The organism is Achromobacter veterisilvae (assembly GCF_037619525.1).
GTDB lineage: Bacteria > Pseudomonadota > Gammaproteobacteria > Burkholderiales > Burkholderiaceae_B > Achromobacter > Achromobacter veterisilvae.
The window spans coordinates 4480908-4505845 of sequence record NZ_CP148753.1; the positions used below are offsets into that span (position 1 = coordinate 4480908).

Genomic DNA, 24938 nt, shown 5'->3' on the forward strand with positions numbered 1-24938 from the left:
TGCTCAAGATTGTATTCCGGCCCGTAGCGGCACAAAGCGCACGGCCTCTAGTTCAGTACGTTTCCAACTGGCCGCGCCTGTGCGTTCGATCAGAACCAGGCGCTGGTTGGCGCCCCCTTCAGGAGCGATCAGGCGGCCACCCGGCGCAAGCTGCGAGAGCAGTGCTTGCGGGATGGCGAGGCCAGCGGCAGCCACAACGATAGCATCGAACGGCGCCACGCCGGGCAGGCCCAGCATGCCGTCGCCGTATATCAGCCGGATCCGCGTGGTCAGCCGCAAGGCGCGCAAATGCTCGCGCGCCAGTTCGTACAGCCCGCGGATGCGTTCGATGGAATGCACCTCGCGCACGAACTGCGCCAGCACGGCGGCCTGGTATCCGCAGCCCGCGCCGACTTCCAGCACGCGGGTGGGCGCGCGGTCTTCGCACACCGCCGCGATCATGCGCGCCACCACCCAGGGCTGGGAAATGGTCTGCGAGTGGCCGATGGGCAGCGCCGCGTCTTCGTAGGCGCGGCTGGCCAGCGCCTCGTCCACGAACAGGTGGCGCGGCACCGCGCCCATGGCGGCGAGCACGCGTTCGTCGTTGATGCCCTGCGCGCGCAGGCGCTCCACCATCGCCTGGCGCAGACGGTCGGAATTCAGGCCCAGGTTGCCGCCGGACGCGGGCGCCGGCGCCTGGGTCTGCCGCTGCAGCGTGGCGGCGGAGATGCGGGTGTTGCTGTTGGCCGGCGTGACGCCGGGGCTGAGCCGGCCCGAGTCGTAGCGGACCGGGCCGGTGCGCCCGGGCACGGCCTGCGACACGTCCGGCTGGCTTATGCGTTTGCGCATAGCGGCTCCGCCCAGGCACGGATCTCGTCGAGCTGGCTGTGCTGGGTGAGATCCAGCCGCAGCGGCGTGACGGACACCGTGCCCTGTTCGACTGCATGGAAGTCCGTGCCCGGCGCGGCGTCGGCCGCCAGGCCCACGGGACCGATCCAGTACACCGTATCGCCGTAGGGCGTGGTGGTGCGCACCACCGGCTGCGAGGGATGGCGCTTGCCCAGGCGCGTGACCGCGAAACCGTGCATGTCTTCGAAGCGGCGGCTGGGGATGTTGACGTTCAGCAGCACCGGCGCGGCCAGGGGCTGCGCCAGATGGCGTTCGACGACCAGGCGCGCGGCGCGCGCGGCGGAATCGATGTGCTCCCAGCCTTTCTCGGCGAGCGAGAAGGCGATGGCGGGAATGCCGAACAGGTAGCCTTCGCTGGCGGCGGCCACGGTGCCCGAGTACAGGGTGTCGTCCCCCATGTTGGCGCCGTTGTTGATGCCGGACACCACCAGGTCCGGGCGCGCGTCCATGAGCCCGGTGAGGGCCACGTGCACGCAGTCCGACGGCGTGCCGTTCACGGCGATGAAGCCGTTGGACGCGGTGCGCACCGACAAGGGGCGGTTCAGCGTCAGGGAATTGGACGCGCCGCTGTGGTTGGTCTCGGGCGCGACGACGGTGAGATCGCCCAGCCCTTGCAGCGCCGCGACCAGCGCTTCGAGCCCAGGGGCCGAGTAACCATCATCGTTCGAAACCAGAATTCGCATTATGCATCCGAAAGAAAATAAGACACTGATGGACGTGTCGGATTGTACCGTCCGCGGCCGCCATCCGGATGACGGCGTTGCGGGCCGCCACCCGCGCCCCGCTCGATAACCCGTAGCCGGCCCCGGCGCGGAGCGCGGTAGAATCCGCAGCGATTACGACACCATTACGACAATAACGGACTCCCTTTCCATGGCGATAACCGCACCCTCCCTGGCGTTCAACGTTGCGCTCATCCTGCTGGCCTACCTGATCGGCTCCGTCCCCTTCGCCGTGGTGGTCAGCAAGCTCATGGGCCTGCAGGACCCCCGCAGCTACGGTTCCAAGAACCCGGGCGCCACCAACGTGCTGCGCACCGGCAACAAGACCGCCGCCGCGCTGACCCTGCTGGGCGATGCGGCCAAGGGATGGTTCGCGGTCTGGCTGGCAGAAAAACTCGCCCCCGGCATCCCCGCCGGCGCGCTGGCGGCAGTGGCGCTGGCCGCTTTCCTGGGGCATCTGTACCCCGTTTTCCTGGGTTTCAAGGGCGGCAAGGGCGTGGCCACGGCACTGGGCGTGCTGGTGGCGATCCAGCCCTGGCTGGCGGTCGCCACGGCGGCCACCTGGCTGATCGTCGCCATCTTCTTCCGCTATTCGTCGCTGGCCTCGCTCGTGGCCGCGTTCTTCGCGCCCGTGTACTACGTATTCGGCTCGGGCCTGGCCTGGTACGCGCAGCCCGCCATGGGCGTGGCGCTGGCCATCATCGGGATCCTGCTGTTCTACCGCCACCGGGCCAACATCGTGCGCCTGCTCCAGGGCACGGAAAGCAGGATCGGCGGGAAGAAGAAGTAGGCCGGCAGACCCGCGGGCCATCGCCGTTCAGGCGATATCCGCCAGGTCCCAGCGCGGTTTTACCGTAAAGCCGTGCGCGTCCGGGTCCAGGGTCGCCAGGCCCGCCTTGACCCGCTCCGCGGCCGCGAAGGCGATCATGGCGCCGTTGTCGGTGCACAGTTCCAGCGGCGGGAAATAGGCGCGCGCCTTCAGCGGCCTGAGCGCGGCGTCCAGCTTGGCGCGCAGTAGCTGGTTGGCGCCCACGCCCCCCGCCACCACCAGCCGCTTCAAACCCGTCTGTTTCAGCGCGCGGATCGCCTTGGCGGCCAGCACCTCGACGATGGCGGCCTGCGTGGCCGCCGCCAGGTCGGCGCGGGTCTGTTCGTCCAGGCCGCCGGCCGCCTCGGCGGCCTTGACCCGGGTCAGGACGGCCGTTTTCAGGCCGCTGAAGCTGAAATCCAGGTCGCCGCTGTGCAGCATGGGGCGCGGCAGCTCGAAGCGCGCCGCGTCGCCGCTGCCGGCCAGCCTGGCCAGCGCCGGGCCGCCGGGATAGCCCAGGCCCATCAGCTTGGCGGATTTGTCGAAGGCCTCGCCCGCGGCGTCGTCCAGCGTTTCGCCCAGCAGTTCGTAGCGGCCCACGCCGTCCACGCGCATCAGTTGCGTGTGGCCGCCGGACACCAGCAGCGCCACGAAGGGGAAGTCCGGCCGCGGGTCCGCCAGCATCGGCGACAGCAGATGGCCTTCCAGGTGGTGGATGCCGATGGCCGGCAGATGGCGGGCCCAGGCGAACGATTGCGCGACGCTGGCGCCCACCAGCAGGGCGCCGGCCAGGCCGGGGCCGGCCGTGTAGGCGACCGCGCCGATGTCGGACATCTGCAGGCCCGCTTCGTCGAGGACCTGGCGGGCCAGCGGCACGACGCGGCGGATGTGGTCGCGCGAGGCGAGTTCTGGCACCACGCCCCCGTATTCCTGGTGCATGGCGATCTGGGTGTGCAGCGCGTGCGCGAGCAGGCCCCGTTCCGTACAGACGGCCGCGACGCCGGTTTCGTCGCAGGAGCTTTCAAAGCCGAGAATGATCATGGCGGCAGAGTTTACAACTGATGCGAAAATAACAACCCGCAAGCCTGCAAACATACTGGGATACTGGGGACTCGAATGCTGGAGAAGCTATTCAAGCTGCGTGAACACGGCACGACCGCGCGTACGGAACTCGTGGCCGGCCTGACGACATTCCTGACGATGTCGTACATCATCTTCGTCAATCCGGACATCCTGTCGTCGACGGGCATGGACCGCGACGCGGTGTTCGTCGCCACCTGCCTGGCCGCCGCGCTGGGTTCGCTGGTGATGGCGCTGATCGCCAACTGGCCCATCGGCATGGCGCCGGGCATGGGCCTGAACGCCTTTTTCGCGTTCACCGTCGTCAAGACCATGGGCTACACCTGGGAGCAGGCGCTGGGCGCCGTGTTCATCTCGGGCGTGATCTTCCTGTTCCTGACGATCTCGGGCATCCGGGTATGGCTGGTCAAGGGCATCCCGCATTCCCTGCGCAGCGCCATCGCCGCGGGCATCGGCCTGTTCCTCGCCATTATCGCGCTGTCCAACGCCGATATCGTGGTCGCGCATCCCGCGACCAAGGTCACGCTGGGCGACCTGACCAAGCCCGGCCCGCTCTTCGCCATCCTGGGCTTTTTCATCATCGCGGCGCTGGACGCGCTGCGCGTGCGCGGCGCGATCCTGATCGGCATCGTCGCGGTCACCCTGCTGTCCATGGCGCTGGGCTACAACGAATTCAAGGGCATCTTCGCCGCGCCGCCGAGCCTGTCGCCCACGTTGTTCAAGCTGGACATCCTGGGCGCCCTGCACAGCGGCTTCGTGCACGTGATCCTGGTGTTCGTGCTGGTCGAAGTGTTCGACGCCACCGGCACGCTGGTGGGCGTGGCCCGGCGCGCGGGCCTGATGCCCGAGAACCGGCCGAACCGCCTGGGCCGCGCGCTGTTCGCCGACAGCACCGCCATCGTGGCCGGCTCGATGCTGGGCACCAGCAGCACCACGGCCTACGTGGAAAGCGCCTCCGGCGTGCAGGCCGGCGGCCGCACCGGCATGACGGCGCTGATCGTCGCGCTGCTGTTCCTGGCCGCGCTGTTCATCTCGCCGCTGGCCGGCGCCGTGCCCGCCTACGCCACCGCGCCCGCCCTGCTCTACGTGGCCGGCCTGATGATGCGCGAATTGATCGACATCGACTGGAACGATGTCTGCGAGGCCACGCCGGCCGCGCTGACCGCGCTGGTCATGCCGTTCACGTATTCGATCGCCAACGGGATCGCCTTCGGCTTCATCAGCTACGTCGTGCTGAAGACCGCCACCGGCAAGATCCGCGACGTGCATCCGGCCACCTGGCTGGTCGCCGCCCTGTTCGTGATCCGCTACGCCTTCTTCCCGGGCTGACCGGCAACGGGAAGGCCGCCGGCCGCGATTGGCGTCGTCAATCGGGGACATAGCCGCAGACAATACAACCCGCCAGCGCATAAGGTTGCTGGCGGCCCCGGTTGATTTCGCCGATACACTCCCCATGTATCACGGTATATGGAGTCCGCCTTGCGCCTTACCCGCCCTATCCCCGCCCTGTCCTGTCCCGCCGCGAGCACGGAGGTTTCCGCATGAGCAGCCTGGCCCGCATCCCCTTTTCCGTCCTCGACCTGGCCCCGATTGTGCAGGGCCGCGACGCCGCCGACGCCTTCCGCAACACGGTGGCGGTGGCGCAGCACGTCGAGCGCCTGGGATACAAGCGCTTCTGGCTGGCCGAACACCACAACATCAACGGCGTGGCCAGCAGCGCCACCGCCGTGCTGATCGGGCACGTGGCGTCCCATACCCGCAGCCTGCGGGTGGGATCGGGCGGCGTCATGCTGCCCAACCACGCCCCGCTGATCATCGCCGAACAGTTCGGCACGCTGGAAACCCTGTACCCGGGCCGCATCGACCTGGGCCTGGGCCGCGCGCCCGGCAGCGACGGCGCCACGCAGCACGCCCTGCGCCGCGGCCCGCGCAGCGGGCTGGAATTCCCGGCGCTGGTGGAAGAACTGCGCGGTTTCCTGGCGCCCTCCCGCCCCGGCCAGCCGGTGCGCGCCATTCCCGGCGAAGGCCTGGACATCCCCATCTGGTTGCTGGGCTCCAGCGATTTCAGCGCCCGCCTGGCGGCCGAGCTGGGCCTGCCGTTCTCGTTCGCCGGGCACTTCTCGCCCGAGGGCATGGCGGCGATGCGCCTGTACCGCCACCTGTTCAAGCCTTCGGCGACGCTGGCCCGTCCCTACGCCATGATCGGCGTGCCGGTCGTGGCGGCGGAATCCGACGCCGAGGCCCGGCGCCAGGCCACCACCCAGCAACTGAAGTTCCTGTCGCTGGTGCGGGGCAACCGGCTGCAATTGCAGCCGCCCGTGGACAGCATGGACGGGCTGTGGAACGAATGGGAGCGCGAAGCGGTCAATCAAAGACTGGGCGCCGCCATCGTCGGCGGCCCGGATACCGTCCGGCGCGAACTGGAGGCCCTGGTCGCCGAAACCGAAGCCGACGAAGTCATGATCGTCTCGGATTTCTACGACATCGCCGACCGCCTGCGCTCCTTCGAGATCGTCGCGTCGCTGAAGAACGGCGCCCCCGCCCCGGCCGCGGCCTGAACGCCGCCTATCGCGCCCGCCCCGGCGCCAACCATTGCGACACGGCGGCCACCCGCTCTACTATGGCCCAAAGAGGAGCGCGGAACGCCGCCGCGCCGCCTGATCAGACACCGCTATTTCGCCGTTGATGCGGCAAGGATTCGAAATGAGTACCGTTGAACTCACCAAAGACAGCTTCCAGGACGCCATCACGCCCGACGGAACCCTGATCGTCGACTTCTGGGCGCCCTGGTGCGGCCCCTGCCGCGGCTTTGCCCCGGTCTTCGAACAGGCCGCCACCGAGCATCCGGACGTCACGTTCGCCAAGGTGAACACCGACGTCGAACAGGAACTGGCCGGCGCGCTGGGCATCCGTTCGATCCCGACGCTGATGGTCTTCCGCGAAAAGGTCCTGCTGTTCTCGCAGCCCGGCGCCCTGTCGGCCGGCCAACTGAACGAACTGCTCACCAAGATCAAGGAAGTGGACATGGAACAGGTCCACAAGGAAATCGCCGCGGCGCAAAACGGGCAGGATGCGTAGGATGGGTGGAGCGCGAGAGTTCTTAAGAAAGAACTCAGGTATCCAGCGCGCGAAACCCATGCGGCCGAAATCGCTTGTTTTCCGGCCGATGCAAAACACAATCCCCGGGTGTCTGACACCCGAGGAGGCAAGCTTCAGCTTGCACCAGCATTTCAGGGGTGTCAGACACCTTGCCTTGCCATCGGTGTCTGACACCCGAGGAGACAAGCTTCAGCTTGCACCAGCATTTCAGGGGTGTCAGACACCTGCATTGGGAGGCATCGGCGCAGAATCTACGTCACCTCCCAGCCCGCGCGGCCGCGCGTGATGTTGGCCACGGTCACGGCCAGTTCTGCGACCGCCGCGCGCGGCACCGTGAAGCGCAGCGCCGCCCCTTCCGCATTGAAATCTTCCTGCAGGATCGCGGCGCCCGCCTGCGCCAGCCGCGACTTCAGCAGCGGCAGTTCCGCGAATCCGCAGGTGCAGGCAACAGTGGCGAGATCGACGATCTCGGTCCGCTCCCCCAGCCGCAGGCAATTCGCCGCGCAGCCCCCGTAGGCGCGCACCAGTCCGCCCGCCCCGAGCTTCACGCCGCCGAACCAGCGCACCACCAGCACGGCCACCCGGTCCATGTCCTGCCCTTCGATGGCCTGCAGGATCGGGCGGCCCGCCGTGCCGCCGGGCTCGCCGTCGTCGTTGAAGCGGTATTCCTGCCCGATGCGGTAGGCCCAGCAGTTGTGGGTGGCCTCCGGATCGCCGCGCTCGGCGAAGAAACTCATGGCTTCCTCCACCGTCGACACCGGCGTCGCGTAAGCGGCAAAGCGGCTTTTCTTGATGTCTTCCTGGTAGGAACAGGGAGCGGTCAACGTGTGCGTCATGCCCGGCATTGTAAGTGCAGGCCCCGGGAGCCCGGCGCCGTCCGGCGCTAGCCGTGGCAGTCGGGGACTTCCTGGTCCAGGTACACGTCGAAGGCGACGTCGCGCGCCCATTTGGCCGTCATGGCCTTCCAGGCGCCGGCGCGGTCCCAGGCGCGCATCTCCTGGCCCAGCCAGTCGCGGCTGGCCGAATCGTCCGCGGGCAGCAGCCATACCCGTTCGCGCCTGGCGCCGTCGGCGGCCAGCGTGGACGAGAATTTCTTCCATTCCGGAAAACGGATCAGGGGATCCCAGACCGCGTCGTCCACCAGGCCGATGTCGCAGCTACCTTCGCGCACCGCGACCAGCGCATCGGACGGCACGCGGTAGGTGCGCACGACGGCGCCCCAGCTCTGCGCCAGGGCTCGCGACGCGGTCGCGGCCTCGGCCATGCAGACGCTGCGGCCGCGCGCGTCGGCCGGCCGGCGCAGGCGCGTGTCGCTGCGGATCACGGCCTTGGGGCGCGCGGCGTAGCCGGTGGGCTGCACGGCAACCGAGGCCGGCAGGCCGGCGGTGTCGTCGGCCAGCGCCAGGTCCACCTCGCCAGCCGCCAGCGCGGCCGAGGCCTGCTCCGGCGATAGCTGGCGCAGGCGCACCGGCAGGCCCAGGCTCTGCCCCAGCCTGTCGGCCATGGTGGCGTCCAGGCCGTCCGGCGTGCGGATCTTGGCGCCGGCTTCGGGCGGCGGCGCCAGGTACGGCACCCCCACCACCAGTTCCCCGCGCTCGCGCGCCGCCGCGAACGGCCCGGCCTGCGCCTGCGCGGCGGCGCCCGCCGCCAGGCAGGCGCCAAGGACGAACAGGCGAAGATGGCGGATCATGCGGGCCTCAGACGTACTGGTAGCGCAGCAGGCGGTGCTTGAGGTTCTCAAGCACGAACTGGTCGATCAGCGCCGCCAGCACCGCGATGACCAGGATATTGGTCATGACGCCGGTCATGTCGGCGATCTCGCCCGAGTAGGCCAGCGAGCGGCCCAGGCCCTTGCCGAAGCCGATCAGCATTTCCGCCGAGATCAGCGCGCGCCAGGCATTGCCGAACGCCAGTTGCGCGCCGGTGATGAGTTCGGGCATGACGGCCGGCAGGTACACGCGCTTGACCAGGCCCCAGGGCGTGGCGCCCATGACGCGCGCCGCCGCCACGTGCACGCGCTGCACGGATTCCGTGGCGTTCATCACGCTGAGCGCGGCCGGGAAGAACGCGGACAGCGCCACCACCACGATGATGGGCGTATTGCCGAACCCCATCACGATCAGGAACAGCGGCACCCAGGCGATCGACGGGATCGATTGCAGGATGACGATGGCGCTGCGCAGGACTTCGCGGAAGAAGAACAGCACCGCCGCCACCAGCCCGAAGCCGATGCCGGCGGCCAGCGCCAGGCCGTAGCCCGCGCCCAGCCGCCCCAGCGTGCCCAGCAGGCTCTGGTGGAAGGATTGCTTGCCCAGGTCCTCGAACAGGCGCTCGACCACGGTCGGCACGCCCGGCATGAGGAAGTCCGGCAGCGCGAACGACGCCAGTTGCCACAGCGCCAGGATGAACAGTACGCCCAAAACGCCCGCGAAATGCTTGCGGGCGCCGGTCACTCGGGTGGATGCGCTCAAAGCTTGCGAGCCTCTTGCCAGGACAGGTCGACGATGCTGGACACGTCGTACGGCTTGCCGTCGCGCGTCTTCAGCGAACCCTGGGCCTGCAGGATGTCGGCAATTTCCTGCATGCGGCGGGTGTCCTTGTCGGTCAGCTTGGGCGTGAAGACCTGCGTGCCGATGGCTTCGGTGATCACCGTTTCACGCGGCAGTTCGCCGCGGGTCAGGGTCTTGAGCGTGGGCTCCGCGATGAAATAGGAGGCGATCAGCTTGGAGGCCTGCGCGGGTTCTTTCTGCAGCAGTTCGATGGCCTGGTTCTGCGCGTCCAGCGCCTTCCAGACGTCGTCCTTGCGCTTGGCCAGCGTTTCGCCCGAGGTGATCACGACCATGCACGGGAACGGCCAGGCCTGGCCCACTTCGTAGATCTGCTTGACCGGCGCGATCAGTTGCGCGATGCGGTCGTAGGGTTCGAACAGGAAGGCGGCGTCCACGCGCTTGCCCACCAGCGACTGCACCGCCACCGCCGGGCTCACGCCCATGACGTTGACGTCGTCGGCACCCAGGTTGCCCTGCTTGAGCACCACGCCCTTCAGCACCACGTCGGCCGTGCTGCCTTCGGCCTGGGAAGCCAGCGTCTTGCCCTTCAGGCCGGCGATGTCCTTGATGCCGGAGTCGTCGCGCACGATCAGCGAATGGTAGCCCTGCTGCGCGCCGCCCACCACCTTCAGGTCGGCGCCCTTGGAGGCCCAGGCCACGGCGTTGGTGAAGCCCAGCACGCCGATGTCCAACTGGCCGCCCACGATGGCCTTGATCAGGTCGGTGCCCGACTTGAATTCGATCAGTTCGGAATCCAGGCCGGCCTTTTTGTAGTAGCCGCCCTCCTGGGCGACGATGGCCTGCGCGTCGTCCATCACGCGCAGGTAGCCCACGCGGAATTTCTCGGCGGCCATCGCGGGGGCCGCTGCCAGCAGCGCCGCGGCCAGCGGCAGGGACAGCCATTGCTTCAGTTTCATGAGAGGAGCTCCAGGGAATCGGGGATCGGCGGCGCGAATGCGCCGCGGGGAAGAATCCGGGTCAGGCGTCAGGCGGCCAGCGCCAGGTCGGCGTGTTCGCCCGCCCCGTCCACCGCGATGCCGAGCAGGCGCAGGATCTCGCGCTTCTCGGCCGCCAGGCCGGACAGGTCGTGGGTCTTTTCGTGGTGCGCCAGGTTGAACTCGCGCAGCACGCGCGCGGGACGCGGGCTGAATACGATGATGCGGTCGGCCAGGAACAGGGCCTCGTCCACGTCGTGGGTCACGAGCAGCACGGTGGGCTTTTCCTGGGCGATCAATTGGCGCAGCACGTCCTGCAGGCTCAAGCGGGTCAGCGCGTCCAGCGCGCCGAAGGGTTCGTCCATGAGCAGCGTCTGCGGCTGCGCGACGAACGCCCGGGCCAGCGCGGCGCGTTGCCGCATGCCGCCCGAGACCTGGTGGGGATAATAGTGTTCGAATCCTTCCAGGCTGACGCGCGCCAGCCACTGGCGAGCGGCCTCGCGGGCGCGGGCCTTGGGCGTGTTCTGGAATTCCAGCGCCAGCGCCACGTTGTCCAGCAGCGTCAGCCAGGGGTACAGCGCATGTTCCTGGAACACCAGGGTGCGGCTGGGGTGCGGGCCGGCCACGGCGCGGCCGTCGGCGAGGACGCTGCCCTGCGTGGATTTTTCCAGGCCGGCGGCCAGATGCAGCAAGGTAGACTTGCCGCAGCCCGACGGGCCGACCAGGGCGACCAGTTCGCCGGTCTTGATTTCGCTGGCAAAGTCATCCACCACGGGCAGGTCGCCGAAGTGCTTGTGGACGTGGTCGAAAGTAAGGTTCATGAACGGATCGTGGCGCGCGTGGAAACGAGCCTCAAATCTAACAATTCGTTATATGAATCCAAACGATCAATATTGAATGTCTTAACTTCTTTTAGTAATAAAGATCACGCCCCCGGGGCCGCCGGCACCGCGCGGACGGCGTGCCGCTGCAATCCGAAGGCAATCAGGAACCCGGTCAGCACCGACATGGCGGCCGCCAGGAAGATGGCCGGATAGCCGAAGCCGCTCGAAATATAGCCGGCGATGGGGCCGGTGACGCCCAGCGCCAGGTCCAGGAAGGCGGAATACGCCCCCAGCGCCGCGCCCCGGCTGCCCGCGGGCACGCGCGCCACGGCCTCGACGCCGATGGCCGGGAACACCAGGGCGAAGCCGCAGCCCGTCAGCGCGGCGCCCAGCAGCGCCGCGCCGGGATTGGGCGCCAGCCACAGCAGCAGCAGGCCGGCCGCCTCCACCAGGAAGGACACCTGCGCCACGCGGAAGCCGCCGAAGCGCGCGATGGTGCCCGCGAACAGCAGGCGCACGCCGATGAAGGCGCAGCCGAAGGCGCTCAGCGCGTGCGCCGCCCCGTCCCAGGACGAGCTGGCGTAGTACAGCGCCACGAACGCCGCCAGCGTGCCGAAGCCCACCGATCCCAGGCCCAGCGCCATGCCGTGCGGGAAGACGCGCAGCACCACGCTCTTGAACGCCATGCGGTGCCCGCCCACGATGGCGACCGCCGCCCGCGAGACCGCCATCCCCAGGCCCGCCAGGCCCAGCAGCAGCACCGCGCCGCCCAGCGCGCCCATGCTCCATTCCTTTTCCAGGTACACGCCCAGCGGCGCCCCCAGCGCCAGGCCGCCGTACGTGCAGATGCCGTTCCAGGAAATGACCCGGGCGGTATGCAGCGGGCCCACGCGGGCGATGGCCCAGGTGGCCGAACCCGTGCCCACCCAGCTTTCGCCGAAGCCCAGCGCCAGCCGGCTGGCGATGATCGCCGCCAGGCTGAGCCAGGCGCTGCGCTCGAAGGCGTAGGCCAGCAGCAGGAACACCCCGCTGGCGGCGCAGGCGGCCATGCCGATCACCACGGTCTGCTTCGGGCCGACCGTGTCCGCCATGCGGCCGGCGTGCGAGCGGCTGAGCAAGGTGGCCGCGTACTGCACGCTGATCGCCAGGCCGGCCAGCACCGAACCGTAGCCGAGCTGGCCGTGCACGTAGCCAGGCAGCACGGCCAGCGGCAGGCCGATGGCCAGATAGCAGATGAACGTGAAGAAAGCGATGGAAACGATGCGGAGCGTCAGCGTGAACGCGCCGATCTGCGCGCCATCGGGCGCGGCTTGCGAGGTGGGGGACATGAGGGAGACTGAAGAGATACCTGGCCGAAGCAGCACCAGGGTTTACCCTGATGATAGCTCAATCAGGTTTGGGTTTGCAACAGGCTGAACGCGGCGGCCAGGCGCCGTGAACCGCGCGGCCGGACACCCTCATGGCGCCTGGCCGCGCAAGCCCGGACCTCAGGCGTCGATGCCGCGCGAAGTCAGGTAGTCGTCGTAGGTGCCGCGGTAGTCGACGATCTCGCCCGAGGGCAGGATTTCGATCACGCGGGTGGCCAGGCCGGAGACGAATTCGCGGTCGTGCGACACGAAGACCAGCGTGCCTTCGTACTTTTCCAGCGCGAACTGCAGCGACTCGATCGATTCCATGTCCAGGTGGTTGGTGGGTTCGTCGAGCAGCATGACGTTGTGGCGGCCCAGCATCAGGCGGCCGAAGGTCATGCGGTTCTTTTCGCCGCCGGACAGCACCTTGGGCGCCTTGGGCAGGTCGTCCGCCGAGAACAGCAGGCGGCCCAGCACCGAGCGGATCGACTGGTCGTCGTCGCCCGGCTGGCGATGCTCGCCCATCCAGTCCAGCAGGTTGATGTCCGTTTGCAGGAATTGATCCGAGACGTCCTGGGCCATGTAGCCCAGGTCGGCGTTGTCGGACCACTTCACCGAACCCGAGTCCGGCGCCAGTTCCGTGGCCAGCAGGCGCAGCAAGGTGGTCTTGCCCACGCCGTTCGCGCCGATGATGGCGATCTTTTCGCCGGCGTCGACCATGGCCGAGAAATTGCGGATGACTGGCGCGTCGTAGGCCTTGGACAGGTTTTCGACGGTGACCGCCAGGCGGTGCATGACCTTGTTCTGCTCGAAGCGGATGTAGGGGTTCTGGCGCGACGAAGGCTTGACCACGACCTGGTCGGCCTTGATGCGGTCGATCTGCTTCAGGCGCGAGGTGGCCTGGCGCGACTTGGACTTGTTGGCGGCGAAGCGGCGGACGAAGTCCTGCAGTTCGGCGACGCGTTCCTTGGCCTTGGCGTTGTTGGACACCAGGCGTTCGCGGGCCTGGGTGGAGGCCAGCATGTAGTCGTCGTAGTTGCCGGCGTAAATGCGGATTTCGCCGTAGTCCACGTCGGCCATGTGCGTGCACACCTGGTTCAGGAAGTGGCGGTCGTGGCTGATGATGATCATCGTGCTCTGGTAGCTGTTGAGCACGTTCTCCAGCCAGCGGATGGTGTTGATGTCCAGGTTGTTGGTGGGCTCGTCCAGCAGCAGGACATCGGGATTCGAGAACAGCGCCTGCGCCAGCAGCACGCGCAGCTTCCAGCCCGGCGCGACTTCGCGCATGGGCAGGTTGTGCTGGTCGACGGCGATTTCCAGGCCCAGCAGCAGTTCGCCGGCGCGGGCTTCGGCGGTATAGCCGTCGTATTCGGCGAACTTGGCTTCCAGGTCGGCCGCGCGCATGTAGTCGTCTTCGGTCGCTTCCGGGTTCGCGTAGATGGCGTCGCGCTCGGACATGGCGGCCCACATCTCGGTGTGGCCCATCATGACCACGTCCAGCACGCGCAGGTCTTCGAACGCGAACTGATCCTGGCGCAGCTTGCCCAGGCGCACGCCCGGTTCCAGCGACACGTTGCCGCCCGACGGCTCTAGGTCGCCGCCGATGATTTTCATGAATGTCGACTTGCCGGACCCATTGGCCCCGATCAACCCATAGCGGTTGCCTTCCCCGAACTTGACGCTGACGTTCTCGAAAAGGGGCTTGGGTCCGAACTGGATGGTGAGATTGGCAGTGGATATCACGGTGTTTTGGCTGGGATCTTGGTTTTGACGTCCCCGGGCGCCCGCGAGCGCCCGGAGAAACCCGATAGTGTACCAAGACCGCCGCCGCCACGCCGCGGGCCGCCCCGGCCCGAGTGGCTCAGTGGTGGTGCTCGTCCAGCACCAGGTGCGCCAGCCCCGGCTCGGTGGCCAGGCCCACTTTCTGGCCGATCGGCAGCGTGGCCTTGGTGGCCACGTGGCCGTAGGGCAGCCCCGTCACCACCGGCACCTTGACGGTCCGGCGCAGCCAGGCCACCGCTTCGTGCAGGTCGTAGCCCTTGTCGTGGGGGGCCAGTTTGTAGTCGGAGAAACGGCCCAGCACGATGGCCTTCTGCCGGCCCAGGATGCCGGCCTGGTATAGCTGGATCAGCATGCGCTCGATGCGGTAGGGATGCTCCGCCACGTCTTCCAGGAACAGGATGCCCCCGCGCACCTTGGGCATGTAGGGCGTGCCCACCAGCGAAGTCAGCATGGCCAGGTTGCCGCCCCAGAGAATGCCGCGGCAGTCCACCGGATCGGCGTCCTGGGTCTCGAAACTGAGGATTTCCAGTTCGCCGCGCATCACTTCGCCGAACAGGGCCTCGGTCAGGTCGTCGACCTTCTTGCCGCCGAAATCGGCGACGGCGCTGGCGCCGGTATAGCTGACCGCGCCGGTCTGCGCCAGGAGGCCCAGGTTGAAGGCGGTGAAGTCACTCATGCCCACGAAGCGCTTGCCGCTATCGGCCATGGCCTTCCAGTCGATGGCGGGCAGCAGGCGGCCCATGCCGTAGCCGCCGCGGGTCACCATCACGATCGGCAGCTTCTGCTTGGCGGCCCGCGTCAGGCTGGCCAGGCGCTGGGCGTCAGTGCCGGCGAAGCGCTGGTGCTCGGCGAACGCGGTGCGGTCCACGGCCGTCTTGAACCCCTGCCGCTGCAGGCGTTCGCGCGCCAGGTCGACGGTGGCCGGATCGCGCACCGCGGACGACGGCGAGATCAGGTAGATGCCGCGCGCGTCGGGCAGCGCGTGGGCGTGGCCGTGGTCATGCCCGCAGTCGTCGCTGCATTCGTGGCCATGATCATGGCCGTGATCGTGGCTAGCGGCGGCTTTGGCGCCGCGCGGCTTGGCGGCTTTGGGGGTGCTCATGCGATGGATTCCTTGCTGCGGCGCTCGCGGAAGAACCGGCGCAGCAGTTCGCCGCAAGGTTCCGCCAGCACGCCGCCGGTGACTGAAGTGTGATGATTGAGTTTGGGAACCGAGCCCACGTCCAGCACGCTGCCGCAGGCGCCGGTCTTGGGATCGTAGGCCCCGAACACGACGCGGGACAGCCGCGCGTGCAGCATGGCGCCGATGCACATGACGCATGGCTCCAGCGTGACGTACACGGTGATGCCGGGCAGCCGGTAGTTTTCGAGCGACCGGGCGGCATGGCGCAAGGCCACGATTTCGGCGTGGGCGGTGGGGTCGTGGTCGATGATGGTGCGGTTGTAGCCGCGCCCCAGGATGTCGCCCTGCGCCGACACCACCAGCGCGCCCACGGGGACCTCACCGAGGTCGTAGGCGGCCCGGGCCTCTTCCAGCGCCAGGGTCATGAAGCCGGCGTCCTGCGCGGTCCAGGGCGGGACCGCCGCCAGGGCGTCCGACTCAACCACGGTACACCCGGGACTTCAATGCGATGCGGCCGGCCAGGCTGGTCACGGCCTCTTCCAGCCATTGGTAGAGTTCGGCCTGTTCGTCGTAGCGGGCCTGGTTCAGGTTCGACACCCGGCCCTCTTCGATGAAGCCCCACGCCCGGCTGCGCTTGTCGCGGTGTTTCGGGTCCCAGACGCCGAAGGCGTAGCCGCCGGCGCGGCGGATCAGCGAAAAGCAGGGAATGTCCGTGTAGCCGTCGCCGACGAACACCATCTGGTCGAACGGCACGCGCAGGCGGTCTTCGGGGACCTTGCGGTTGACCTCGAAGGGCTTGTTGCGGAAGTCGCGGCCGATGATGCCTTTCTGGATGTGGAACAGATAGCGCGTCTTGTCGGTAAAGCTGACGATGCGGCGCGGGAACTCGATGCCGCCGTCTGCGCCGTAGACGAATTCGGACGCCCAGATTTCGGTGAATTCATGCGCGATGGGCGTGGAGCGGACCACGTCGCCGATACCGCTGGAAATCAGGTAGAACTCCAGTTGCACTTGCGGCTGTTCGGCCCTGACGGCGGCGCGCAGGCGCTGGAACAGCGTGGGCACGCCGTCGTGCAGTTCCAGGCGGGCGCCCCAGTCTTTCAGGCGCTGTTGCGTGATGAGCCCGTGCCCGCCCTCCTGGGAAAGCCGGATCATCTGGTACAGATAGGCGGGCACGGGGTCCCAGTCCTGCTGCGACAGCAGCGGGTCGACCTCGTCCTTCCAGAAGGACGCCGTGTCCACCCCGATGCTCTCCAGGAAGCCGGACGTGCTGTCCGAGGCCAGCGTGTCGTCGAAATCGAAAACCAGGGCGATGACGTCGGACATGAATGTGCGTGAAAAAGGGGCGACAGCCGCCATTTTGCCTGAATGTGGCGGCGCCCGCGCCCCGGAAGGCCGGGAACGCGCGGTTCCGGCCCTCCTCTGCCCCGGCCTACTGGCGAATGGGCGCGCTCATGCTGCCGCTGGCGGGCGGAGGAGCCGCGCCCGGGACGCCGGAAGCGGGCGGAACCGAATCCGCCGGCACCTGGATCACCGTTTCGCGCAGGACGCCGCCGCCCTGCACGCTGCCGCGCACGTTGGTGGGCGAGGTCATCTGGGTGACGCAGTCCTGGCGCGAGGCCGCCGGCAGGCGGTTGCAGCGGTCGATCATGTTCTGCTGGTACTGGTCGGTGCTGCCTTCCTTCAGGTTCTGGCGCCGGGCTTCCTGTTGGGCCGCGCCGGCTTCGCGTATGCACGCGGCCTGATCCTGCCCGGTGGCGCCGCTCTTGCAGGCCGCCACGTCCTGCTGGTACTGGGATTGGCCTGTGCCGCGGCCGGTCGCATCAGCCGCGTGGACCGCTCCCGCGGCCAGCATCAGGCCTGCCGCGCAAAGCGTCGCCGCAAGGCGTTTGGTGTGCATGGGTCGTGTATTCATGGCCAGCTCCTTCAATAGCGATTGCACCAGAGCGGCGCGGCCCGGAGGCCGCCTCCGCTCGCTCAAGGCCTGCCCGCCCCGAAGGGCGCAGGCCAATGGCCCACTATCCCACGACAGCGAGCCGCTAAGGTGTCCAGCAACGTGAAATCGTAAGCCTACGTTTCAATTATCGCAATGCAGCATGGCATTTCCGAGGCGCGCGTCTGCTAACGCGCGTCTACTAACGTGCGTCCGCTAACGCGCGTCTACTAACGTGCGTCCCTTTCCGCATCGGCGGGGGCCAGGCGGTTGCGGTAGGTCGCGGCGCGCATCAGCAGCATCGCGGTGACCGGCGAGGACACGATCAGCAGCAAGGTGATGACGACCTCGTGGAACACCGGGCGGGCCGACAGCGCCGAGAAAACCAGGATGGACGCGCCCAGCACGCAGCCGCAGCCCATGGTGTTGCCCAGCGTGGGCGCATGGATGCGCGCGTAGAAAGTGCGGAACCGCAGCAGGCCGGCCGAGCCGGTCAGGGCCAGCAGGCCGCCGAAAACCAGCAGGATGCTGGCCGGGATGCCTGCCCACAACGGGATCTGGGCTTCTATCATGGCTCGATCACCTCGCCGCGCAAAAGGAAACGGGCCATCGCGGTGGACCCGACGAAACCGAACAGCGCGATCAGGAGCGCAATGTCGAAATACACGGACGTGCCGGAACGGATGCCGAACGCCAGCATCGTCAGCATGCCGTTGATGTAGAGCGTGTCCAGGGCCAGGACGCGGTCCTGGGCGGTGGGCCCGCGCAGCAGGCGGACGGTGGCGCACACCATGCCCAGCGCGAAGCAGACCAGGGCGAAGGACGCGGCCCAGTAAAGTACGGTGTTCATTCGAATATCTCCATCAGCGGACGCTCGTAGCGTTCCTGCACCAGCCTGATCCAGTCGCCTTCGTTCTGAAGGTCCAGCACGTGCAGCTTCAGGTGGTGGTCGTCGGTCAGGTTCACCCAGACCGTGCCGGGCGTGTAGGTGACGATGCAGGCCAGCATGGCCAGGCCGTGCGGGTCGCGCATGGTCAGCGGGATCATGATGAACCCGGGCGAAAAATCGTTGGGCCGCGGGTTCAGGACCAGCCTGCCCACGGCGATGTTGGACTTGATGATGTCCCACGTGACGTGCAGGAACAGCGGCACGGCCTTCCACAGCCGGTGCGGGCGCGCATGCAGCGGGCGCAGGCGCGACGCCGCCCAGGTGAACCAGAGCGCGAGCGCGGCGCCCAGCGCGATCTGGCCCGCGGACAGGCTCTGGTTCAGGACCAGCCACAGGACGAACAGGAACACCGGCAGGAACGCGAAATAGAGGCGGCGCATCAGCTTCCCCCCTTGAGGCCGCGCACCGTCTGCGCGGACATGACGGCCTCGATGTAGGACTTGGGCTGGTCGAGCGATCGGGCCGCGTCGTCGAGATAGGCCGACACCGGCCCGGCGCCGGCGGCCAAGCCCACGCACAGCAGCAGCAGCACGGCCACCGGGCCGGCCTCGATCACGCGCAGGCGCGGCGTGCTGCGGTCGTCGCTCGCCCAGAACACGCGGATGCCGGTGCGGCCCAGGCCGATCAGGCCGGCCAGGCCGGAAACGAGCACGGCGGCCACCAGTATCCAGGCGTCCATCGGCAGGGCCGATTCATTGGCGGCGGACACCGCGGCCGACAGCAGCGAGAACTTCGCGACGAAACCCGACAGGGGCGGCAGGCCGGTCACCAGCAGCGCGCAACAGATGAAGGCCAGCCCCAGGAAGGCCATGGCGGCGGGAATGGCCACGCCCACCACGTCGTCGGAACGGTTGACCGAGGCGGGGTCGTCCAGGTCGAAGGCGTCCAGGGTCACCGCCAGCACGTTGGCGCCGAAACTGCGGGTGCGTTCGATCAGTTCGGCCAGCAGAAAGAACGCGCCCGTGGTCAGCACCGAACTGATCAGGTAGAACAGCGCCGGGCCGGTCAGCGTCACGCCGGGCATGCCCAGGGCGGTCAGCAGCGTGCCGGCGGACACGATCACGCAGTAGCCGACCATCTTTTCCAGTTGCTGCGTGGCCAGCAGGCCCAGGCCGCCGAACAGCAGCGTCGCCAGCCCGGCCGCGAACATCCAGTCCAGGCTGAACGCCGCCGGCGCGCCCGACGGCAGCAGCAGCGAGCCGATGCGCAGCAGCGCGTAGATGCCCACCTTGGTCATGATCGAGAACATGGCCGCGACAGGCGCGCCGGCCGAGCCATAGCCCTTGACCAGCCAGAAGTTCAAGGGCCAGGCGCCCGCCTTCACCAGGAAGGCCACGCCCAGGATGGCCGCGCCCGCCTCGAACAGCATGCGGTCGGCGCCAGCCAGGTTGCCCGCGCGCTGCGCCAGGTCCGCCAGATTGAGCGTGCCCGTGACGCCGTAGATCAGCGCGATGCTGATCAGCAGCAGGAACGAGGCCGCCAGGTTCACCGCGATGTATTGCAGGCCCGCGCTGACGCGCGCCACGCCGGAACCGTGCAGCAGCAGGCCGTAGGAGGCGGCCAGCAGCACCTCGAAGAACACGAACAGGTTGAACAGGTCCCCGGTGAGGAAGGCGCCGTTCAGCCCCATCAGCAGGAACTGGAACAGGGAATGGAAATGCACGCCCGCGCGGTCCCAGCGGGCCAGCGAGTACACCAGCGAGGCCAGGCCCAGCACCGCGGTCAGCGTCAGCATCACGGCGGCAAGCCGGTCCACCACCAGCACGATGCCGAAGGGCGCGGGCCAGTCGCCCACCAGATAGACCCCTACCCCGTCGGGCCAGACGCCCGGCACGGCGCCGCCGGCGACCGCCAGCAGGGCAATGGCGGCGGCCAGTTGGGCCAGGATGGACACGAGCGCGACCGCGCCGCGCGCATAGCGGCTGGTGTCGGCCAGCAGGAGCATCGCCGCGCCCGCCAGCAGCGGGGTGACGATGGGCAATATAGGAAGATGCTGCAGCCAGAAACTCAAAATTGGGACTCCCGTCCATCAACGTGGTCGGTACCCGTGAGGCCGCGCGAGGCCAGCAGCACAACCAGGAACAGCGCGGTGGTGGCGAAGCCGATCACGATGGCCGTCAGCACCAGCGCCTGCGGCAGCGGATCCGCGTACCAGGAGGGATCGTGGGCCGCGGCCGGATCCACCACCGGCGGGCGGCCCGAGGTGAGCCGGCCCATGCCGAAGATGAACAGGTTCACCGCGTAGGAAACGAGCGACAGGCCCATGATGAACTGGAACGTCCGCGGCCGCAGAAGCAGCCACACGCCCGAGCCCGCCAAGACGCCGATCGCGACGGCGTAGATCAATTCCATCAGGCTTCCCCTGTTTGAGCGGCCGCCGCCTGGATCTCGGCGGCTGCCTTGCGTTGCGCGCGCAGCGATTGGTGGGCCAGCGCCACCAGCACCAGCACGGTGGACCCCACGACCAGCATGTACACGCCCAGGTCGAACAGCAGCACGCTGGACAGGTGCACGTGGCCGATCAGCGGCAGCGCGATGTCCCAGGACAGCGCGGCCAGGAACGGCTTGTAGGCCAGCCAGGCGGCCATCGCGGCGGAGCCCGCGAACAGCAGGCCGATGCCGATCCAATTCTGCGGGTTGAGCCGGCTGCGCGATTCGACCCAGTACACGCCGCCGACCATGTATTGCAGGATGACGGCGGTGGCGAATATCAGCCCGCCGACGAATCCGCCGCCGGGTTCGTTGTGCCCGCGCAGCAGGAAATACACCGAGATCAGCGCGGCCGTGGGCAGCAGCAGGCGCACCAGGACCGTGGGCACCATCATCGAGCCCGAGGGCACCAGGGACTTGATGTCCGGCGCGGCGGGCACGCCGCCGTCCTGGTCGATCTGCTGGCGCGGCAGGTCCGCGCTTTCGGCGGCGGGACGGAAGCGGCGCAGCAGCGCGTAGACCGTCAGCGCCACGATGCCCAGCACCGTGATCTCGCCGAAGGTATCGAAGCCGCGGAAGTCGACCAGGATGACGTTCACCACGTTGGTGCCGCCGCCGTCGGGCAGCGCGCGGTCCACGAAATAGGAGGAAATCGTCTCGCCCTGCGGACGCGTCAGCACCGCGTAGGCCAGCGCCGACATGCCGGCGCCCGCCGCCACGGCCATCAGCAGGTCGCGCAGGCGGCGGCCGCGGGCGCGCAGCGTGGCCCCCAGGCTTTCATCGTCGTCCTGCGCGATCCGCCGGGGCAGCCAGCGCAGGCCCAGCAACAGCAGCACCAGGGTCACGACCTCGACGGACAACTGGGTCAGCGCCAGGTCGGGCGCCGAGAACCAGACGAAGGTCAGGCAAGTGATCAGCCCCGCGCCCCCGGCCAGGGCCAGCGACGCCAGGCGGTGGTACTTGGCCTGGTAGGCCGAGGCCACGGCGCAGACCCCGCCCACCAGCCACAGCAGCGCGAACGCCGGGTCCACCGGGGTCAGGTGGCCCGCCCCGTCCAGCCAGCCACCCGCGCGCAGCGGCAGCCAGGCGACGAACAGGGTGCCCAGCACGATCAGCAGCATCTGCACCTGCAGGCGCGAGGACGCCAGCCAGCGCAGCAGCCAGGCGGCGACCACGCTGGAGCCGTCCAGCAGCGCCTCGAACGTGCGGCGGCCGTCCAGCCGATAGATGAAGGGCACGCGGCCGGGGTTGGCGCGCTGGTGCGCGCGCAGGGCCAGGTACAGCAGCACGCCGGCCGTGGTGGCGACCAGGCTCATGACCAGCGGCAGGTTCACGCCGTGCCAGACGGCCAGGCTGTACTCGGGCATGTCCTCGCCCAGGATGCTCTGGGCCGCGGAGGCCAGGAACGGGCCCACGGTCAGCCCCGGCAGCACGCCCACCAGCAGGCACATGAACACCAGCAGCGCGCTCGGGAACAGCATCCACCGGGGCGGCTCGTGCGGCGCGCGCGGCAGGTCGGTGGCCGGCGGGCCGAAGAACACCTGGAGGATGAAACGCAGCGAATACGCCACGCTGAACGCCCCCGCGATGGTGGCCAGGAGCGGCAGGCCGACCTGGGTGATGCTGTCGCCGCTGACGAAGGTGGTCTCGGCGAAGAACATTTCCTTGGACAGGAAGCCGTTGAGCAGCGGCACGCCGGCCATCGACGCCGCCGCCACCATGGCCAGCGTGGCGGTGATGGGCATGGCCTTGTACAGGCCGGACAGCCGGCTGAGGTCGCGCGTGCCGGTTTCGTGGTCGACCACGCCCGCGGCCATGAAGAGCGAAGCCTTGAAGGTGGCGTGGTTGATCATGTGGAAGATGGCCGCCACCAGCGCCAGCGTGCTGTTCAGCCCCAGCAGCAGCGTGATCAGCCCGAGGTGGCTGATGGTGGAATAGGCCAGCACCCCTTTCATGTCCTGCTGGAAGATGGCGGCGTAGGCGCCCAGCACCAGCGTGACCAGCCCCGCCCCGCCGATGATCCAGAACCATTCGTCGGTGCCCGACAGCACCGGCCAGAACCGCGCCAGCAGGAACACGCCCGCCTTCACCATGGTCGCCGAATGCAGGTAGGCGGACACCGGGGTGGGCGCGGCCATGGCGTTGGGCAGCCAGAAATGGAACGGGAACTGGGCGCTCTTGGTCAGCGCGCCCAGCGCCACCAGGATCAGCACGGCCGGATACCAGGGGTCGGCGCGGACCAGGTCGCCGGCGGCCAGCACGCGGTCCATGTCGTAGCTGCCGACGATGTGGCCCAGGATCAGCACGCCGGCCAGCAGGCACAGCCCGCCCCCGCCCGTGACGGTCAGCGCCATGCGCGCGCCGCGCCGGGCGTCCAGGCGGTGGTGCCAGTAGGCGATCAGCATGAAGGACGCCAGGCTGGTCATTTCCCAGAACATGACCAGTTGGATCAGGTTGCCCGACAGCACGACGCCGAGCATGGCGGCCATGAAGGCCTGGAAAAAGGAGAAAAAGCGCGGCACCGGATCTTCCGGCGACATGTAGTAGCGCGCGTACAGCACCACCAGCGCGCCCATGCCCGAGACGATCAGCGCGAACAGCCAGGCGTAGCCGTCCATCCGCAGGGTGAACTGCAGGCCCAAGGCGGGCGCCCACGGGATGTCGACCCGCACCACGCCGCCGTTGGCGACGTCCGGATACAGGCCGGCGACCAGAACCACACAGGCCAGGGCGATAAGGCCCGCCAACCAGGCCTCGGCATTGCGGGCGTTGGAAGGCAGCAGCGCGGCGCACAGGCTGCCGGCGAACGGCAGAGCGAGGATCAGGATCAGCGACATGGCGTTCCGAGAATGTCCGGGCCCCCTCCCGCCAGCGCAAGGCAGCGAAAGACGAAACAGACCGGGGATTGAAAAACGGACGGAACCCTGGCCCGGTGCGTCGCTGCACTACACGTTGCCCCGCGGGGATATCAACCAACGCCATTGAACGGCGCAGACAGAAACAAACGCAATAGCTTTCTTGCAAGACCGGCCAAGAATCTCATCCGAAAAATATCAGATTCTTGTAAGTTATGCAGAAATTTATGTGTGAACGGGGGTGATGACGACACGTTCGATGCGCAATGATTGCGCAATCGGCAAGTTTCGGCACCGATTCATCTCTTTGTCAGCATTGGGTTTTTTCCGCTATTGCCGGCTATTTCGCGCAACATTGCGTCAACGCAAAACAACCCGGTCCGTTCAGGGTCGATCCGGGTTGACCGAGGGGAGTTTCCTGTGTGGAATGGCGCCCACGAAGCGTCGGTCGGGCCCGCATCCGGGCCAGGCGCGCCTCACCGACGCCGGCCGCAGAAGCCGGCCGGGTCGGAAAATTCAATAATATGGAGAAGACTCTTGACCGTGCTGTCCCAAGCAAAGGCCGTCCTGGCCGCCGCAATCGCAGGCGTCTGCTTTAGTACCGGCGCGCATGCCGCCGACCCCTACCCCAACAAGCCCATCCGCCTGATCGTCCCCTTCGCCGCCGGCGGCACCACCGATATCGTCGCCCGCATCGTCTCCGAAGGCCTGGGCCGCGAACTCGGCCAGCCCGTCGTCGTCGAAAACCGCGGCGGCGGCGGCGGCTCCATCGGCGCCGACGCCCTGGTGCGCTCCGCCCCCGACGGCTACACCCTGGGCGTGGCCACCGTCAGCACCATGGCCACCAACCCGGCCACCAACCCCAAGAACCCGTACGATCCGCTGAAGGACTTCGCCCCCATCACCAATATGGTGAACGTGCCGAACGTGCTGACGGTGAATCCCGCCGTGCCCGCCAAAACGCTGACCGAATTCATCGCCTTGCTGAAGGCCAATCCCGGCAAGTACGCGTACGCCTCCTCGGGCTCGGGCGGCATCGGCCACCTGGACGGCGAACTCTTCAAGTCGCTGACCCAGACCGACATGGTGCACGTGCCCTACCGCGGCTCGGGCCCGGCGCTCAACGACGTGATCGCGGGCCAGGTCAACGCCCAGTTCGACAACCTGCCTTCGTCCATGCCCCACATCCAGGCCGGCAAGCTGCGCGCCCTGGCCGTGGCCGCCCCCAAGCGCCTGCCGGCGCTGCCGGACGTGCCGACCTTCGTCGAAGGCGGCCTGCCCGATATGAACAACATGGCCTGGTACGGCCTGGTCGCGCCCGCCGGCACGCCGCAGGCGGTGATCGACCGCGTCCATGACGCCGCCGTCAAGGCGCTCCAGGATCCGAAGACCGTGCAGCGCCTGGCCGACGGCGGCTCGCTGGTGGACGGCAATACGCCGGCCGAGTACGCCGCCCAGATCAAGCGCGAACTCGAACTGCGCCAGCGCATCGCCAAGGAACGCAACATCCAGTCGACGAACTGACCCCCCGCGCCCCCGGCGGCCGGCCCCTGCCGCGGGGCCCGCCCCGGGGGCCGGCGCTTGACTGTAATCGCCCGGCTGGTAGCATGTG

25 protein-coding genes are annotated in these 24938 nt (G+C 68.2%); 5 read left to right on the forward strand and 20 right to left on the reverse strand.

The genetic code is table 11. From position 1 onward, the window contains the following. Positions 1-3: 3 nt before the first annotated feature. Complete coding sequence (locus WHX56_RS20725) at positions 4-828, reverse strand: protein-L-isoaspartate(D-aspartate) O-methyltransferase (RefSeq protein WP_165360143.1); 825 nt, start codon at positions 826-828, stop codon at positions 4-6. Next, the gene (surE, locus tag WHX56_RS20730) at positions 813-1571 is read right to left on the reverse strand and encodes a 5'/3'-nucleotidase SurE (RefSeq protein ID WP_129240745.1); all 759 of its coding nucleotides are present in this window, start codon (positions 1569-1571) and stop codon (positions 813-815) included. The genes WHX56_RS20725 and surE overlap by 16 nt, the downstream gene beginning before the upstream one ends. Positions 1572-1761: 190 nt before the next feature. On the opposite strand from surE, the gene plsY reads away from it, so the two are divergent. Then, positions 1762-2400, forward strand: a complete 639-nt coding sequence (plsY, locus tag WHX56_RS20735; protein ID WP_129240744.1) for a glycerol-3-phosphate 1-O-acyltransferase PlsY — start codon at positions 1762-1764, stop codon at positions 2398-2400. 27 nt (positions 2401-2427) lie between these two features. On the opposite strand, the gene tsaD is transcribed toward plsY, so the two are convergent. Next, a complete protein-coding gene (tsaD, locus tag WHX56_RS20740; RefSeq protein WP_129240743.1) occupies positions 2428-3459 on the reverse strand; it encodes a tRNA (adenosine(37)-N6)-threonylcarbamoyltransferase complex transferase subunit TsaD in 1032 nt (343 codons plus the stop codon). Positions 3460-3534: 75 nt separating this feature from the next. On the opposite strand from tsaD, the gene WHX56_RS20745 reads away from it, so the two are divergent. The 3 genes from WHX56_RS20745 (at position 3535) to WHX56_RS20755 (ending at position 6576) form a co-directional block, all read left to right on the forward strand. Continuing rightward, entirely contained in the window at positions 3535-4827 is a 1293-nt protein-coding gene (locus WHX56_RS20745) for an NCS2 family permease (protein ID WP_338878842.1), read from the forward strand. A 212-nt stretch (positions 4828-5039) separates the two neighbouring features. After that, positions 5040-6056 carry an LLM class flavin-dependent oxidoreductase gene (locus tag WHX56_RS20750; protein ID WP_129240741.1) on the forward strand — a complete coding sequence of 339 codons (1017 nt, stop codon included), beginning with the start codon at positions 5040-5042 and terminating at the stop codon, positions 6054-6056. Between the two features lie 145 nt (positions 6057-6201). Further along, a complete protein-coding gene (locus WHX56_RS20755; RefSeq protein WP_129240740.1) occupies positions 6202-6576 on the forward strand; it encodes a thioredoxin family protein in 375 nt (124 codons plus the stop codon). Positions 6577-6848: 272 nt separating this feature from the next. On the opposite strand, the gene WHX56_RS20760 is transcribed toward WHX56_RS20755, so the two are convergent. The 17 genes from WHX56_RS20760 to WHX56_RS20840 form a co-directional block, all read right to left on the reverse strand. Next, a complete protein-coding gene (locus WHX56_RS20760; RefSeq protein WP_129240739.1) occupies positions 6849-7433 on the reverse strand; it encodes an IMPACT family protein in 585 nt (194 codons plus the stop codon). A 47-nt stretch (positions 7434-7480) separates the two neighbouring features. Further along, positions 7481-8287 (reverse strand): substrate-binding periplasmic protein, encoded by an 807-nt coding sequence (locus WHX56_RS20765; RefSeq protein ID WP_338878843.1) that lies wholly within the window; start codon positions 8285-8287, stop codon positions 7481-7483. A 7-nt stretch (positions 8288-8294) separates the two neighbouring features. Beyond that, the gene (locus WHX56_RS20770) at positions 8295-9068 is read right to left on the reverse strand and encodes an ABC transporter permease (RefSeq protein WP_129240737.1); all 774 of its coding nucleotides are present in this window, start codon (positions 9066-9068) and stop codon (positions 8295-8297) included. Then, positions 9065-10063, reverse strand: a complete 999-nt coding sequence (locus WHX56_RS20775; protein ID WP_129240736.1) for an ABC transporter substrate-binding protein — start codon at positions 10061-10063, stop codon at positions 9065-9067. The genes WHX56_RS20770 and WHX56_RS20775 overlap by 4 nt, the downstream gene beginning before the upstream one ends. A 68-nt stretch (positions 10064-10131) precedes the next feature. Continuing rightward, positions 10132-10902, reverse strand: coding sequence for an ABC transporter ATP-binding protein (locus WHX56_RS20780; RefSeq protein ID WP_338878844.1), 771 nt, complete (start codon positions 10900-10902; stop codon positions 10132-10134). Between the two features lie 104 nt (positions 10903-11006). After that, positions 11007-12233, reverse strand: a complete 1227-nt coding sequence (locus WHX56_RS20785; protein WP_129240734.1) for an MFS transporter — start codon at positions 12231-12233, stop codon at positions 11007-11009. Positions 12234-12392: 159 nt separating this feature from the next. Beyond that, entirely contained in the window at positions 12393-13997 is a 1605-nt protein-coding gene (locus WHX56_RS20790) for an ABC-F family ATPase (protein ID WP_338878845.1), read from the reverse strand. Positions 13998-14115: 118 nt separating this feature from the next. Beyond that, positions 14116-15138 (reverse strand): LD-carboxypeptidase, encoded by a 1023-nt coding sequence (locus WHX56_RS20795; RefSeq protein ID WP_338878846.1) that lies wholly within the window; start codon positions 15136-15138, stop codon positions 14116-14118. Continuing rightward, entirely contained in the window at positions 15135-15626 is a 492-nt protein-coding gene (tadA, locus tag WHX56_RS20800; RefSeq protein ID WP_338881813.1) for a tRNA adenosine(34) deaminase TadA, read from the reverse strand. Before tadA ends, WHX56_RS20795 begins: the two co-directional genes overlap by 4 nt. A gap of 10 nt (positions 15627-15636) precedes the next feature. Then, positions 15637-16485, reverse strand: coding sequence for an HAD family hydrolase (locus WHX56_RS20805; protein WP_129240731.1), 849 nt, complete (start codon positions 16483-16485; stop codon positions 15637-15639). A gap of 106 nt (positions 16486-16591) precedes the next feature. Beyond that, the gene (locus WHX56_RS20810; RefSeq protein ID WP_287752368.1) at positions 16592-17074 is read right to left on the reverse strand and encodes a hypothetical protein; all 483 of its coding nucleotides are present in this window, start codon (positions 17072-17074) and stop codon (positions 16592-16594) included. A 248-nt stretch (positions 17075-17322) separates the two neighbouring features. Beyond that, positions 17323-17664, reverse strand: a complete 342-nt coding sequence (mnhG, locus tag WHX56_RS20815) for a monovalent cation/H(+) antiporter subunit G (protein ID WP_129240729.1) — start codon at positions 17662-17664, stop codon at positions 17323-17325. Next, a complete protein-coding gene (locus WHX56_RS20820; RefSeq protein WP_129240728.1) occupies positions 17661-17942 on the reverse strand; it encodes a K+/H+ antiporter subunit F in 282 nt (93 codons plus the stop codon). Before WHX56_RS20820 ends, mnhG begins: the two co-directional genes overlap by 4 nt. Continuing rightward, positions 17939-18421, reverse strand: a complete 483-nt coding sequence (locus tag WHX56_RS20825; protein ID WP_287752370.1) for a Na+/H+ antiporter subunit E — start codon at positions 18419-18421, stop codon at positions 17939-17941. The genes WHX56_RS20820 and WHX56_RS20825 overlap by 4 nt, the downstream gene beginning before the upstream one ends. Continuing rightward, positions 18421-20052, reverse strand: coding sequence for a monovalent cation/H+ antiporter subunit D (locus tag WHX56_RS20830; RefSeq protein ID WP_129240726.1), 1632 nt, complete (start codon positions 20050-20052; stop codon positions 18421-18423). The genes WHX56_RS20825 and WHX56_RS20830 overlap by 1 nt, the downstream gene beginning before the upstream one ends. Then, positions 20049-20393 (reverse strand): Na+/H+ antiporter subunit C, encoded by a 345-nt coding sequence (locus WHX56_RS20835; RefSeq protein ID WP_062682538.1) that lies wholly within the window; start codon positions 20391-20393, stop codon positions 20049-20051. The genes WHX56_RS20830 and WHX56_RS20835 overlap by 4 nt, the downstream gene beginning before the upstream one ends. Next, on the reverse strand, positions 20393-23308 hold the full coding sequence (locus WHX56_RS20840; RefSeq protein WP_338878847.1) for a monovalent cation/H+ antiporter subunit A: 2916 nt from the start codon (positions 23306-23308) through the stop codon (positions 20393-20395). The genes WHX56_RS20835 and WHX56_RS20840 overlap by 1 nt, the downstream gene beginning before the upstream one ends. Positions 23309-23863: 555 nt before the next feature. Between WHX56_RS20840 and WHX56_RS20845 the strand changes: the two genes are divergently transcribed. Then, positions 23864-24850 carry a tripartite tricarboxylate transporter substrate binding protein BugE gene (locus WHX56_RS20845; protein WP_338878848.1) on the forward strand — a complete coding sequence of 329 codons (987 nt, stop codon included), beginning with the start codon at positions 23864-23866 and terminating at the stop codon, positions 24848-24850. Positions 24851-24938: the final 88 nt, after the last annotated feature.